Origin of the sequence: Brevundimonas sp. SH203, assembly GCF_002157625.1 — a bacterium.
Lineage (GTDB): Bacteria > Pseudomonadota > Alphaproteobacteria > Caulobacterales > Caulobacteraceae > Brevundimonas.
Genome location: NZ_BDMM01000002.1, coordinates 266,653 through 279,971, shown reverse-complemented (window position 1 = coordinate 279,971; position 13,319 = coordinate 266,653). Strand labels below are relative to the sequence as shown.

General features: G+C 66.2%; 14 protein-coding genes and 1 riboswitch. Of the genes, 10 read left to right on the top strand and 4 right to left on the bottom strand.

Annotated elements, in window-relative coordinates; all coding sequences use genetic code 11:
* Positions 1-70: 70 nt before the first annotated feature.
* Together SH203_RS05280 and SH203_RS05275 are read left to right on the top strand one after the other, a co-directional pair.
* Positions 71-1,081 carry an adenosine deaminase gene (locus tag SH203_RS05280; RefSeq protein ID WP_087119813.1) on the top strand — a complete coding sequence of 337 codons (1,011 nt, stop codon included), beginning with the start codon at positions 71-73 and terminating at the stop codon, positions 1,079-1,081.
* A gap of 107 nt (positions 1,082-1,188) precedes the next feature.
* Entirely contained in the window at positions 1,189-2,499 is a 1,311-nt protein-coding gene (locus tag SH203_RS05275; protein WP_087119812.1) for a type VI secretion protein ImpB, read from the top strand.
* A 143-nt stretch (positions 2,500-2,642) separates the two neighbouring features.
* Here the strand turns inward: SH203_RS05275 and SH203_RS05270 are convergent, their stop codons facing one another.
* Together SH203_RS05270 and SH203_RS05265 are read right to left on the bottom strand one after the other, a co-directional pair.
* On the bottom strand, positions 2,643-3,275 hold the full coding sequence (locus SH203_RS05270; RefSeq protein WP_087119811.1) for a nicotinamidase: 633 nt from the start codon (positions 3,273-3,275) through the stop codon (positions 2,643-2,645).
* Positions 3,276-3,278: 3 nt separating this feature from the next.
* On the bottom strand, positions 3,279-4,250 hold the full coding sequence (locus SH203_RS05265; protein ID WP_087119810.1) for a class 1 fructose-bisphosphatase: 972 nt from the start codon (positions 4,248-4,250) through the stop codon (positions 3,279-3,281).
* Positions 4,251-4,388: 138 nt separating this feature from the next.
* Positions 4,389-4,486: riboswitch (glycine riboswitch) on the top strand.
* 140 nt (positions 4,487-4,626) lie between these two features.
* Here SH203_RS05265 and gcvT point away from each other — a divergent pair.
* The 4 genes from gcvT (at position 4,627) to gcvPB (ending at position 9,311) form a co-directional block, all read left to right on the top strand.
* Complete coding sequence (gcvT, locus tag SH203_RS05260; RefSeq protein ID WP_087119809.1) at positions 4,627-5,739, top strand: glycine cleavage system aminomethyltransferase GcvT; 1,113 nt, start codon at positions 4,627-4,629, stop codon at positions 5,737-5,739.
* A gap of 135 nt (positions 5,740-5,874) precedes the next feature.
* Positions 5,875-6,240 carry a glycine cleavage system protein GcvH gene (gene gcvH / locus SH203_RS05255; protein WP_087119808.1) on the top strand — a complete coding sequence of 122 codons (366 nt, stop codon included), beginning with the start codon at positions 5,875-5,877 and terminating at the stop codon, positions 6,238-6,240.
* Positions 6,241-6,383: 143 nt separating this feature from the next.
* Positions 6,384-7,730 carry an aminomethyl-transferring glycine dehydrogenase subunit GcvPA gene (gene gcvPA / locus SH203_RS05250; protein WP_087119807.1) on the top strand — a complete coding sequence of 449 codons (1,347 nt, stop codon included), beginning with the start codon at positions 6,384-6,386 and terminating at the stop codon, positions 7,728-7,730.
* 12 nt (positions 7,731-7,742) lie between these two features.
* Positions 7,743-9,311, top strand: a complete 1,569-nt coding sequence (gene gcvPB / locus SH203_RS05245; RefSeq protein WP_200808820.1) for an aminomethyl-transferring glycine dehydrogenase subunit GcvPB — start codon at positions 7,743-7,745, stop codon at positions 9,309-9,311.
* Between the two features lie 37 nt (positions 9,312-9,348).
* Here the strand turns inward: gcvPB and SH203_RS05240 are convergent, their stop codons facing one another.
* Entirely contained in the window at positions 9,349-9,945 is a 597-nt protein-coding gene (locus SH203_RS05240; protein ID WP_200808819.1) for a TetR family transcriptional regulator, read from the bottom strand.
* Positions 9,946-10,024: 79 nt separating this feature from the next.
* On the opposite strand from SH203_RS05240, the gene SH203_RS05235 reads away from it, so the two are divergent.
* The gene (locus SH203_RS05235; protein WP_087119806.1) at positions 10,025-10,948 is read left to right on the top strand and encodes an SDR family oxidoreductase; all 924 of its coding nucleotides are present in this window, start codon (positions 10,025-10,027) and stop codon (positions 10,946-10,948) included.
* A 29-nt stretch (positions 10,949-10,977) separates the two neighbouring features.
* On the opposite strand, the gene SH203_RS05230 is transcribed toward SH203_RS05235, so the two are convergent.
* The gene (locus SH203_RS05230; protein ID WP_200808818.1) at positions 10,978-11,682 is read right to left on the bottom strand and encodes an FkbM family methyltransferase; all 705 of its coding nucleotides are present in this window, start codon (positions 11,680-11,682) and stop codon (positions 10,978-10,980) included.
* A gap of 113 nt (positions 11,683-11,795) precedes the next feature.
* Here SH203_RS05230 and SH203_RS05225 point away from each other — a divergent pair, with 113 nt between their 5' ends.
* The 3 genes from SH203_RS05225 to SH203_RS05215 all read left to right on the top strand — a co-directional run bounded on the left by SH203_RS05225 (position 11,796) and on the right by SH203_RS05215 (position 13,272).
* Positions 11,796-12,029: a helix-turn-helix domain-containing protein gene (locus tag SH203_RS05225; protein ID WP_087119805.1), complete on the top strand. Its 234-nt coding sequence runs from the start codon at positions 11,796-11,798 to the stop codon at positions 12,027-12,029.
* A 236-nt stretch (positions 12,030-12,265) separates the two neighbouring features.
* Positions 12,266-12,670, top strand: coding sequence for a hypothetical protein (locus tag SH203_RS05220; protein WP_234989391.1), 405 nt, complete (start codon positions 12,266-12,268; stop codon positions 12,668-12,670).
* A 131-nt stretch (positions 12,671-12,801) separates the two neighbouring features.
* Positions 12,802-13,272, top strand: a complete 471-nt coding sequence (locus SH203_RS05215; protein ID WP_087119804.1) for a DUF6789 family protein — start codon at positions 12,802-12,804, stop codon at positions 13,270-13,272.
* Positions 13,273-13,319: the final 47 nt, after the last annotated feature.

Below are 13,319 nucleotides of genomic sequence, written 5' to 3'. Positions count from 1 at the left end.
GAGGATTGGCGTTTCGGATGACGTTTCTGGTCTGACCCGCTAGGCTGGCGGCCGTTACGGAGCCTCCCCCATGTCCAATCTCGACGCCTATATCGCCGGTCTTCCCAAGGCCGAGCTGCATCTGCACATCGAGGGCAGTCTGGAGCCTGAACTGATGTTCGAACTGGCCCGGCGGAACGGCGTCGCCATCCCCTATGACAGCGTCGAGGCGGTGCGGGCGGCCTATGATTTCTCGAACCTGCAGGACTTTCTGGACATCTATTATGCGGGCGCGGCCGTCCTGCTGACGCGCCGGGATTTCGAGGATCTGGCCTTTGCCTATTTCCAGCGGGCCGCCGCCGACAATGTGCGCCACGCCGAAATCTTCTTCGACCCTCAGACCCACACGGATCGCGGCGTTCCGTTCGGCGTGGTGGTCGAGGGGCTGATCGCGGGCATGGACCGGGCCAGGGCGGAGTTGGGCGTGACCAGCGGCCTGATCCTCAGCTTCCTGCGCCACCTGACCGAGGAGGAAGCCTTCGCCACGCTGGAGATAGCCAAACCCTATCTGCATCATTTCATCGGCGTCGGGCTGGATTCGTCGGAGGTCGGTCATCCGCCGTCCAAGTTCCAGCGCGTCTTCGCCGCCGCCCGCGACCTGGGCCTGAAGCTGTGCGCCCACGCAGGCGAGGAGGGCCCGCCCGCCTATGTGCATGAGGCGCTGGACCTGCTGCACATCGACCGGATGGACCACGGCAACCGTTCGATGGAGGACGAGGCTCTGGTCGAACGTCTGGCCGCCGAACGGATGACCCTGACCGTCTGCCCGCTGTCGAACCTGAAACTGTGCGTAGTCAAGGATCTGAAGGACCACCCCGTGCCCGAGATGCTGCGCCGGGGCCTGCACGTCACCCTGAACTCGGACGACCCGTCCTATTTTGGCGGCTATGTGAACGCCAACTACAGCCAGCTGGCGGCGGCGGTCGGCCTGACGCGGGACCAGGTGACGCAGCTGGCGAAGAACAGTTTCGAGGGATCGTTCCTGAGCGACGCCGACAAGGCCGCGCGGATCGCCGAGGTCGAGGCCTACGCGCAGCGCTGATCCCTCCCTTCCCGTCATTCCGGGCGTCCGAAGGAAGAACCCGGAATGACGACAGGTAGAAGCGTCAGCCGCTTCCGGCTGCCGAATGTTCCTGATATGTTCACATCATGGAGCGCGCCGATACACAGCCGGAAGACCAGGCGAACCTACGCTGGCTGTTCGTCGATCTGAACGCCTTCTTCGCCAGCGTCGAACAGCAGATGAACCCGCTTTGGCGGGGCAAGCCGTTGATCGTGCGGCCGGCCGAGAGCGAATACACGGGCGCCATCGCCGCCAGTTATGAGAGCAAGGTTTGGGGCGTTCACACGGGGATGCGGGTCGCCGAGGCGCGCAGACTGTGCCCTGGCCTGATCGTCGCCGAGGCCCGGCCGGACCTCTATGTCCGCGTTCACAAACAGATCATGGCCGAGATCGACCGCCATGTGCCAGTGTGGAAGGTCGGCTCCATCGACGAATGTTCGTGCGAACTGCTGGGGTCGGAACGGCGCGAGGACGAGGCCGTCGCCCTGGCCCGGCGGATACAGGCGGGGATCATGGCCAATGTCGGCGAGTGCCTGCGGTCGTCGGTCGGTCTGGCCCCGTCGCGATTCCTGGCCAAGACCGCGTGCGGCATGAAGAAACCGGCGGGGCTGACGGTGCTGCGCGCGCACGAGCTGCCGGGTCCGCTGCTGGACCTGCCGCTGTCGAAATATCCGGGCATAGGCGCGCGGATGCGTGTGCGGCTGGAGGCGGCGGGCGTGACCGACACGGCCGGCCTGTGGGCCATGAGCGCGAAACAGGCCCGCGCCGTCTGGAACAGCATCGAGGGCGAACGCATCTGGCGCGGCCTGCATGGTCTGGACAGCGAGCCGACGCCGGAAAAGCCGCCCGCCTCCATCAGCCACAGCCATGTTCTGGCGGCCCAGATGCGAACGCCGGAAAAGGCGCGGGCGGTGGCGCGGCGGCTGGTGGTCAAATGCGGCGCGCGGCTGCGGCGGATGGGGCTTACGGGCGCGACGCTGAGCCTGCATCTGGACATGGGGCCAAAGACCACGCCCCGCAGCGCGCGGCGCGGATGGGAGACGGCGGCCCTGAACTGCGCCCTGTCCCCGACCCAGGACACCTTCGCCCTGCTGCGCGCGCTGGACGGCCTGTGGCGCCGGCTGGAGCCCGAGATGGAGGCGGGCCGCCTCAGCTATGTCGGCGTCGCCATCCACGGCCTGCAATCGCGCGACGCCTTCGCCGCCGACCTGTTCACGACCGGCCCGGATCAGGACGGCCAGGCGCCGTCGCTGCGCCTGTCGCAGGCGCTGGATGCGCTGAACCGTCGCTTCGGCAAGGATACGGTCAGCATCGGCCCAAAGGCGGGCCTGCCCGACTATATCGGCGCCAAGATCGCCTTCACCCGCATCCCCGACGAGGAAGATTTCTGGGAGTGAGCGGCGTGTCGCCTACCGCCTCTTTCCGTCATCCTCGGCCTTGTGCCGAGGATCCATAAACACCGTCGTCCGACAGTTGCGCAAAACTGCAAAAACCGGGCGTCTGGATCCTCGGCACAAGGCCGAGGATGACGAAGACAATGTCAGGAGAAGAGTCGAGCCGCCACGATCTCCGTCACACCCAGCACGCGGAAGCTGTCCCGCGCGGCGGCCTCGGTCTCCGGGGCGATGGCGCGGCTGGCGTCGGCGATGACGACCGCCTGGAACCCTTGGCGCACCGCATCCTCGGCGGTGAAGCGGAGGCAGTAATCCAGCGCCAATCCCGCCAGAAACACCCGTTTCACGCCCAGATCGCGCAGCAGACCCGCCAGCCCCGTCGGCGTCCGGTGGTCGTTCTCGAAGAAGCCGGAATAGGAATCCACCGCCGGGTTATGGCCCTTGCGGATCACGGCGACGGCGCGGTCGATGGTCGGCTTCACCTCCGGCTGGAAATCGGCGCCGACCGAGCCCTGAAGACAGTGATCAGGCCACAGCATCTGGCGGCCATAGGCGACCTCGATCTCGGTGAAGGGGGCCGCGCCGGGGTGGTTGGAGGCGAAGGAGATCTGGTCCGGCGTGTGCCAGTCCTGGGTCACGATCACCCGGCCGAACCGTTCGGCCAGCCGGTTGATCAGGGGCATGATCCCCGCCCCGCCCTGAACCGCCAGCGCCCCGCCCTCGCAGAAGTCGTTCTGCGGGTCGATGACCAGAAGCGCGTCGGCGGGACCGAGTATCATCGCTCAGGCGCCCGCGAAGGCGTCGATCTCGTTGGCCGAACCCAGGGCGACGGGAATGCGCTGGTGCAACTGGGTCGGCGGAACGTCGAGGATGGCCTGCACGCCGTCGGTGGTGGCCTTGCCGCCCGCCTGTTCGATCAGGAAGGCCATCGGATTGCCCTCATACATCAGGCGCAGCTTGCCCGGCTTGTTCGGCTCGCGCCGGTCCCACGGATAGAAGAAGACGCCGCCGCGCATCAGGATGCGGTGGACATCGGCGACCATGGCCGCGACCCAGCGCATATTGAAGTTCTTGGCCCGGGGGCCTTCCTCGCCCTGCAGCAGAGCCTGCACGTAGCGCTGAACGGGCTCGGCCCAGTGGCGCTGGTTCGAGACGTTGATCGCGAACTCCTTTGTGTCCGGCGAAATGGCGATGGCGTCGTGGGTCAGGAACCACTGGCCGTCATTGGACAGGGTGAAGCCCCTGACGCCGTCGCCGGTCGTCAGGACCAGCATGGTCTGCGGCCCATAGACGGCATAGAGGGCGGCGACCTGTTGGCGGCCCGGTTGCAGGAAGTCGCCCTGCGTCGGCGTGGCGGACGGCGATTTCAGCACCGAGACGATGGTGCCTACCGGGGCGTTGATGTCGATGTTGGACGATCCGTCCAGCGGATCGAACAGGGCCAGATATTCGCCCGCCGCATTGGTCCCGATCTCGGCCTCGTCCTTCTCTTCCGAGGCGACGCCGGCGATGGCGGGACAGGCCAGCAGCGCCTGGGTCAGCATGTCGTCGGTCATGACGTCCAGCTTCTTCTGTTCCTCGTCCTGGACGTTGATCTGGCCGGATGCGCCCAGCGCCCCGGCCAGGGCGCCGCCCGCCACCACGTCGCTGATCTGGGCGCAGGTCGCCGCGACCACGCTCAACACCGCCTTCAGCCCCTCGGGCGCGTCCAGCGCGGCGATGTGATCGTCAAGACGAAGGCGGTCGGCGGACATGGCGTGTTCCCGTGGGTTGTTGGGCGTCGCGCACTCATGGCCGCAGCGGGGACGCGGGGCAAGGTCTGGCGGCGCAAACAAGCTTGACCGCATTGGCGGCGACGCTTGACTTGTCCCCTGACTCGATGGCTTAGGTCGATCGCTCTCGCGGGAGAGTTCGGGGACGGGCGACCGGCTTCGACGCCGAAGGCGCAACCGCCCCGGAAACGCTCAGGCAAACGGACCGCGACAGCATACGGACGCTGGAAAGCCGCTCTTTCAGGGCGCGCCGACGGAGCAAGGCGGAAACGCCGGAATCTCTCAGGCTTCAGGACAGCGGGGGCGCGAGGACGGCGGCGAAGCTCCGCCACAACACGCGACCGCGAAAGCCTGGACCATGACCGACCAAGTTCTGAAAACCACGCCCCTGAACGCCGCCCACCGTGCGCTGGGCGCCCGCATGGTCGGCTTCGGCGGCTATGACATGCCGGTCCAATATGAAGGCGTGCTGGCCGAACACCGCTGGACCCGCGAACACGCCGGCCTGTTCGACGTGTCCCACATGGGCCAGTGCAAGATCACCGGCGCGGACGCCACGGCCCAGTTCGAGCGCTTCGTGCCCGGCGACTATGAGATCCTGAAGGCGGGCAAGCAGAAATACAGCCTGCTGCTGAACACGGACGGCGGGATCATCGACGACCTGATGGCCGGTCGTCCCGACCATGACGGCCTGTTCGTCGTCGTCAATGCGGGCAACAAGGACGAGGATTTCGCCTTCTGGACCGCCAATCTGCAGGGCGACGCCAAGCTGACGGTGCTGGACCGCGCCCTGATCGCCATCCAGGGCCCCGAGGCCGCCGAGGTCATGGCCGCGCACGAGCCGGTTCTGGCCGAGATGGGCTTCATGGAGACCGCCCGGCTGATGCTGTTCGGCGTCGACTGCTATGTGTCGCGCTCGGGCTACACCGGCGAGGACGGCTATGAGATTTCGGTCCCGGCGGACCAGGCCGAGCGCATCTGGAACACTCTGTTGGAAGACGCCCGCGTCAAGCCGATCGGCCTTGGCGCCCGCGACAGCCTGCGCCTCGAAGCCGGCCTGCCGCTGCACGGCCACGACATCGACCCGACGACCAGCCCGGTCGAAGGCGCCCTGACCTTCGCCCTGTCCAAGTCGCGGAAGGAACGCGCCGACTTCAACGGCGCCGAACGCATCCTGAAGGAACTGGCCGAGGGTCCGTCGCGCGTCCGCGTCGGCCTGATCGTCAAGGAAGGCGCCCCGGCCCGCGAAGGCGCCGAGATCGCCGACATGGACGGCGCCGTCATCGGCAAGGTCACGTCGGGCGGTCCCTCGCCCACCCTGGGCAAGAACATCGCCATGGGCTTCGTGCCCCCCGCATACGCGGCGCTGGGCACGGAACTGAAGGTCATCGTGCGCGGCAAGTCGGCCGCCGCCGAGGTCGTCGCCATGCCCTTCGTGCCGCAACGCTATTACCGTAAGCCCAAGTCGTAACAGTCACCCCGTCACCCTCGGGCTCGACCCCAGGGCCGGGCGATCAACCGCTCGTGCGAAGACATCGACGCACAGACCGCACAACATCCGATCCTCGGGTCAAGCCCGAGGATGACGGGACAGGAGAGAAGACAGATGAAATTCACCAAGGATCACGAGTGGGTCAGCCTGGACGGCGACATCGCCACCGTCGGCATCTCCAAACACGCCGCCGACGCCCTGGGCGACGTGGTGTTCGTCGAAGTGCCTGAGGTCGGCAAGACCGTCTCCAAGGGCGACAGCTTCGCCGTGGTCGAGAGCGTCAAGGCCGCCTCGGACGTCTATGCCCCCGTTTCGGGCGAGGTGATCGAGGCCAATGACGCCCTGTCCACCGCCCCGGAAACCGTCAACTCGGCCGCCGAAGCCGACGGCTGGTTCGCCAAGATCAAGGTCTCGGACGCCGCCGAACTGGACGCCCTGATGGATCAGGCCGCCTACGACGCCTTCCTGGCCACGCTGTAATTTCATCCGCTCATCCCGGCGAAAGCCGGGACCCAGTCCTTTCGCGAGGCAGGGTGCGTGGGATGAGCGGCTCTCTTTGATCGACGCGACCGATCGCCCAAAACACTGGGTCCCGGCTTTCGCCGGGATGAGCGGAACAGAATATGCGCTACCTCCCCCTGACGCCCGACGACCGCACGGCGATGCTCGCCGCCATCGGCGCGAAATCCATCGACGATCTGTTCGTGGACGTGCCGGAAAGCGCGCGTCTGGCCGGTCCCGTCGATCTGCCGCGCGTCGCGGGCGAGCTGGAGGTCGAGCGCGCCCTGTCCGCCATGGCGGCCAAGAACGCCACCGCCGGCGCCGTGCCCTTCTTCTGCGGCGCGGGGGCCTACAAACACCACGTCCCGGCGACGGTGGATCACGTGATCCAGCGGTCCGAGTTCCTGACCAGCTACACCCCCTATCAGCCGGAAATCGCGCAAGGGACCCTGCAGTATCTGTACGAGTTCCAGACCCAGGTCGCGAACCTGACCGGAATGCCGATCGCCAACGCCAGCCTCTATGACGGCTCGACCGCCATGGCCGAGGGCGTGCTGATGGCCACGCGCGTCACCCGCCGCAACAAGGCGGTGATCTCGGGCGGCGTCCACCCCCACTACGTCAAGGCGACCGAGACCGTGGTTCACGCCGTCGGCGTGGAGACGCAGGTGCTGGCCCCGGCCTTCGACGCCGAGGCCGCCGTCATCGACCAGATCGGCCCCGACACCGCCTGCGTCGTCGTCCAGACCCCCAACGTCTTCGGCACGGCGACCGACGTGACCAAGATCGCCGAAGCCGCCCACGCCGCGGGCGCCCTGCTGATCGTCGTGGTGACGGAGGCGGTGTCGATGGGCCTGCTGAAATCGCCCGGCGAAATGGGCGCCGACATCGTCGCGGCCGAGGGCCAGTCGATCGGCAACGCCCTGAACTTCGGCGGCCCCTATGTCGGTCTGTTCGCCACGCGCGAGAAGCTGATCCGCCAGATGCCCGGCCGCCTGACCGGCGAGACGGTGGACGCCGACGGCGAGCGCGGCTTCGTCCTGACCCTGTCGACGCGCGAACAACACATCCGCCGCGACAAGGCGACGTCGAACATCTGCACCAACTCGGGCCTCTGCACCCTGGCCTTCACCATCCATATGAGCCTGCTGGGCGAGACGGGCCTGCGTAAACTGGCCCTGCTGAACCACGAAAAGGCGGTCGCCACGCGCGACGCCCTGGCCGCCATTCCGGGCGTGGAGGTCTTGACCCCGCGCTTCTTCAACGAGTTCGCCGTCCGCCTGCCGAAACCGGCGGCCGAGGTGGTCGATGCGCTGGCCGCCCATCACATTCTGGCGGGCGTGCCCTACAGCCGCCTGGTGCCCGACGCCGGCATGGACGACGTCCTGCTGGTCGCCGCGACCGAGACGACGCTGGATGCCGACATCCAGATCCTCGCCAAGTCCCTCTCCAAAGTCCTGGCCGCCTAAGGGAAACCGATCATGAGCACCATGAACACCGTCGGCCGCCCGACCGCCCCGAACGCCGTGACCGCCAAGCCCGCCACCCTGACCGGCGGACGCGGCCTGTTGCAGAACGAGGCCCTGATCTTCGAGGGCGAAGGCTGGGGCAAGACCGGCGTCGATCTGCCGGAACCCAAGACCAACGGCGCCGATCTGGGCGACCTGGTCCGCAAGGACCCGATCGGCCTGCCCGGCCTGTCCGAGCCCGAGGCCATGCGCCACTATGTGCGCCTGAGCCAGAAGAACCACGCCATCGACCTGGCCATCTATCCGCTGGGCTCCTGCACGATGAAGCACAACCCGCGCCTGAACGAGAAGATGGCGCGCCTGCCCGGCTTCTCAGACATCCACCCGCTGCAGCCGATCTCGACGGTGCAGGGCGCGCTGGAGCTGATGGATACGCTGGCCCACTGGCTGAAGACCCTGACCGGAATGCCCGCGGTGGCCCTGTCGCCGAAAGCCGGCGCGCATGGCGAGCTGTGCGGCCTGATGGCCATTCGCGCCGCCCACGAGGCCTCGGGCCAGCATGAGAAGCGCCGCAAGGTTCTGGTGCCCACCTCCGCCCACGGCACCAACCCGGCCACCGCCGCCTTCGTCGGCTATTCGGTGGTGGAAGTGGCCCAGACCGAGGACGGCCGCGTGGACGTCGCCGATCTTGCCGCCAAGCTGGGTGACGACGTGGCCGCCATCATGGTCACGAACCCCAATACCTGCGGCCTGTTCGAGCGCGACATTCTGGAGATCAGCCGCCTGACGCACGCGGCGGGCGCCTATTTCTACTGCGACGGCGCCAATTTCAACGCCATCGTCGGCCGGGTTCGCCCGGGCGATCTGGGCGTCGACGCCATGCACATCAACCTGCACAAGACCTTCTCCACGCCCCATGGCGGCGGCGGTCCGGGCGCGGGTCCGGTGGTGCTGTCCGAGGCCCTGGCGCCCTTCGCCCCCGCCCCGTGGGTCGTGCATGACGACGGCGGCTATCGCCTGATCGAGCGCGAGGAAGACGAGGCCGAGCAAGCCTTCGGCCGTCTGTGCGCCTTCCAGGGCCAGATGGGCATGTACACTCGTGCCCTGTCCTACATGATGTCGCACGGTTCGGACGGCCTGCGTCAGGTCGCCGAGGACGCGGTGCTGAACGCCAACTACATCAAGGCTCGGCTGGGCGACCTGATGTCGGCGGCCTTCCCCGACGGCCCCTGCATGCACGAAGCCCTGTTCGACGACGAATGGCTGAAGGGCACGGACATCACCACGCTCGACTTCGCCAAGGCGATGATCGACGAGGGCTTTCACCCGATGACCATGTATTTCCCGCTGGTCGTCCACGGCGCCATGTTGATCGAGCCGACGGAAACCGAGTCCAAGGCCGAACTGGACCGCTTCATCGACGCCATGCGTCTGTTGGCCCAGGCCGCGAAGGCGGGCGACGTGGATCGCTTCAAGGGCGCGCCCTTCCACGCCCCGATGCGTCGTCTGGACGAAACCCGCGCCGCCCGCTCGCCGGTGCTGCGCTGGACCGCGCCGGAAGGCTCCAACCAGGCGGCCTGACCGCCGACGATACGGTCCCGGGGCGCGTCCCCGGGACCTATCCCGCCGACTGTCTCAGCGCGGCGAAGGCGGCGCGACCGAACGTCTCGGGCTGCGCCTCGGGTTGGGCCAGCCAGGCGTCGACCGACAGTTTCAGAATGCTGACCGCTGCGCCCGCCACGACGCGACAGGCGATGTCGTCCGGCGCCACCCCCTTGCGCGCGGCCAGGGACTCGGCCAGCAACCGCTCGACCTGGGCGTATTTCGCCTGATCCCCGGCTCTTAGCGAGGGCGTGGCGTGGATCAGGACGGCGACGGCCTTCATCTCGTCGGATAGAGGCTGCCGCGCCAGATCGAGCAGCGCATTCTCCACCATGTCCAGCAGGGGTTCGTCCGCCGGCCGCGCGGCGACGGCGTCGGCCACCTGTTGCGGAAAGCCGGCCTTGGTCGACAGGACGATCTCTTCCTTCGAGCCGAAATAGTTCAGCAGGGTGCGGCGCGACACCTCGGCGGCCTCGGCCACCTCGTCCAGCGTGGTCGCCTCGAAGCCGCGCTCCAAAAACAGGCGCAGCCCCTCGGCCTGGATGCGGGCGTGGGTGTTGGCGCGCTTGCGGTCGCGCAGGCCCAGGTCCGTGTCGAAAATCTTATCTTGCACTTATTGCATATTTGCACCGGATGCACATATGCAAGCCGGAGCCCTTCACGACGACTCTTTTCACGCACAGGATAGCGCCATGACGACCTGGACCACAGACGATATTCTCGATCAGACCGGTAAGCGGGTCATCGTTACGGGCGCGACCGGCGGCCTGGGGCTGGAAACCGCTCTGGTGCTGGCGGACAAGGGCGCGGAGGTCATACTGGCGGCCCGCAATCCGCAGAAGGGGGCCGAGGCCGAACGGCTGATCCGCGCACGGTCTCCTAACGCCCAGGTGCGGTTCGAGGCGCTGGATTTGGCCAGCCTGTCCTCCGTCGCCGCCTTCGCCGAGCGCCGGCTGGCGGACGGACGGCCCATCGACATCCTGATCAACAACGCCGGCGTCATGGCGGTGCCGCGACGCCAGACCACGGCCGACGGATTCGAGCGGCAGTTCGGGACCAACTATCTGTCGCACTTCGCCCTGACGGGGCGGCTGCTGCCGCTGTTGAGCGCCGGGCGCGCGCGGGTGGTGCAACTGGCCAGCATCGCGCACCGGGGCGGCCGCATCCGACTGGACGACCTGAACTATCAGACCGGATACCGCCCATGGCCGGTCTATCAGCAGTCGAAACTGGCCATGCTGATGTTCGCCATGGAGCTTCAGCGGCGCAGCGACGCCCACGGCTGGGGCCTGACCAGCGTGGCCGCCCATCCGGGTTTCGCCCGCACCGACCTGATCGCCAACGGCCACGCGGGCGGCCCGACCACCCTGTTCGCCCGGCTCACCAACGCCCTTGCGCCCCTGGCCAGCCATTCGGCCGCCCAGGGCGCCCTGCCGATCCTGATGGCTGCGACCCAGGCCGAAGCGACGCCCGGCGGCTACCATGGCCCCACCGGCTTTCTGGAGATGAAAGGCCCGCCCGGCCCCGCCGAAATCCGGCCCCAGGCCCGCGACGCCGAAACGGCCCGGCGTCTGTGGTCGCTGTCGGAGCAGATGACGGGCGTGACCTTCAACTGAGGTCGCTAAGCGACATCAGACGATGAGGGCTAGGCCGGTTCGAACAGGAAGTTATTGCAATAATCAGGATTGCGCCAAAAGCGTTCGCCGTCCTGACCTTGATGTAAATCCAGATCAAACTCAGACACCGGCTTCAATATACGTCCTTGAATAAAGGCCCCTTTGTAGCCCCGTGCTTCTAGATAGGAAAAACAATCGTACACGGTGCCGGTTCTCAAATGGCGCTGTTCGCATTCGAACAGAAGCACAGGTCGGCTTTGGCGCAAGATGCGGTCTGCGCCTCGGAACACTTCCAGTTCAGCACCTTCCACATCCACTTTCAGCAGGGCCACATGGTCGTCGGCGTGAAAATAATCATCCAATGAAACCATCCGAACACGCAGCGTTTCGGCTCCGTCTATGGGTTCAAGACTGGCTTCGGGGGAGCCGGGCGAAGGCACATAGAGATCGCAATGCCCAGATCGATTCGAGACAGCCGCTGTTTCGACAGTAACATTGTCTAGACGCAAAACTTGAACCGCTGTTCGAATATACTCGGCTAAGTCCGGTTGAGGCTCGAAAGCGATTGCCTGACCTGCCCACCGGGACATCCAATAAAGATAGCTGCCTTTATTGGCTCCAATGTCACACACTAAATCATTGCTGGAAAGCCGCGCTTTAATCAGCGCTAGCTCTGTCGCTTGATCCCGAGTCTTCGCCCGATACGCTCTCCACAGGAAACGCGCCTTCATCATTTCACCTCAACTAGGAGCAGTGCGATGATAGGATCTATATTGCCTGTTCGAGATTGATGAAATAGGCAGAATGGCTCCTGGCGCTATTTTGCCTCCGTCCGCCTCATGTACGGATGACTTGGGAGGAAATCGTCGGACGTAACATTCGCCGATTGCGTAAAGCCAAGGGCCTGACGCAAGAACAGCTGGCGCATGATTCAAGCGTGGCTATGCGCTATGTCGCAGGCGTCGAGCGGGCGGAGGAAAACCCTTCGCTGAAGTTCCTGGTCAAGATCGCGGACGCACTGGAGGTGCAGCCTGCTGTTCTGCTGACATTGGAATCAGACTTGCCGAATAAGGACGGTTGACGTTCACCACGCACATCGGCGTGCGCAGGGATTTTCTGTGCCGTAGCGGCAATGGCGTCGGTGTCGTCGCCGAGTATGACGAAAGCTTCATCCACCGGCCATCCCGTGGCCATCGACGCGGCGCCTGATTAAGCTGTGGCGCGGTCGTCACGGTCGCCCTTTCCTTTCCCGACGAGGGATCGCGCGACCGGGGCGACCGTTGTCACACCGACTGCTGCTTCCCATCTGGCGTGTTCGTGACCTCCCTGCCCGTCGCCCTCCCCCCGTTCGCCAGGCCCCGCAGCCGCACGCTGCGGACGGTTCGGCGCTGGGCGTTGATGATCGGCGGGCTGCTGGTCGTGCTGCTGGGCCTGTTGATCGCCCCCCTGCCGGGCCCGGGCGGGGTTCCGGTCATCGCCGTCGGCCTGATGCTGATCCTGAAAAGCTCGTTCTGGGCCAAGCGTCAGTTCATCCGCGCCCAGTACGCCCGGCCGAAATGGGTCTATCCGTTCCGCCGCCTGATGCGAAAGAAGCCTGAGTTCGCGCCCGTCTTCTGGCAGCAGGCGCTTCGGGCGGAAAAGGTGGTGGTCAAACGCTCGGGTCGTCGCCTGTCGCGCGGCCGCAAACAGCTGCGTCGCTATTTCCGCAAGCTGTTCCGCTAGTTGACGCCTATCTCGCGGTTGCGTTGCTGCAACCGCTAACCACGGCATCGTGAACCCGGCCGCCCCGTGACAGGCTTATCCTGACCCTGCGTTATCAGAGAACCACTCAGGCGTTGGGAGGCGCTAAGGTCATGATGTCACGCGTACAAAAGGGTCTGGTCGCCGGGGTTGCGGCGACGGCGGCCGCCTCGTTGCTCGAAATCCCCAATATGTTCCTGAACTGGTTCGACCCGTTCCAGGGCGTCATCGCCTCGATGATCGGCATGCCCGGCAATCTGGCGGTGGGCTGGGTGATCCATGTGATCAGCGGGGTCTTCATCCTGGGACCGCTGTTCGCGATCCTGTGTCCCCGCCTGCCGACCGACACGCCGGAAACCAAGGGCATCGTCTTCGCCGTCGGCGCCTGGATCATCATGATGGCCGCCATCGTGATGTTCGGAAACTATCGCACCTTCACCGCAGGCGCAGGCTTCGGCACCTTCGCCTGGCTGCTGATCACCCATGCGGTGTTCGGCATCGTGCTGGGCAATGTCTATGCCCGACTGGTCAGCCGCGAGAAGCGGATGGGCGCGACCGTCATGGGCGGCGCCCCCGCCCACTGAGCCGCCTCTGAACCGAGCAGCAAAAAGGCCCCCGACGGCGACGTCGG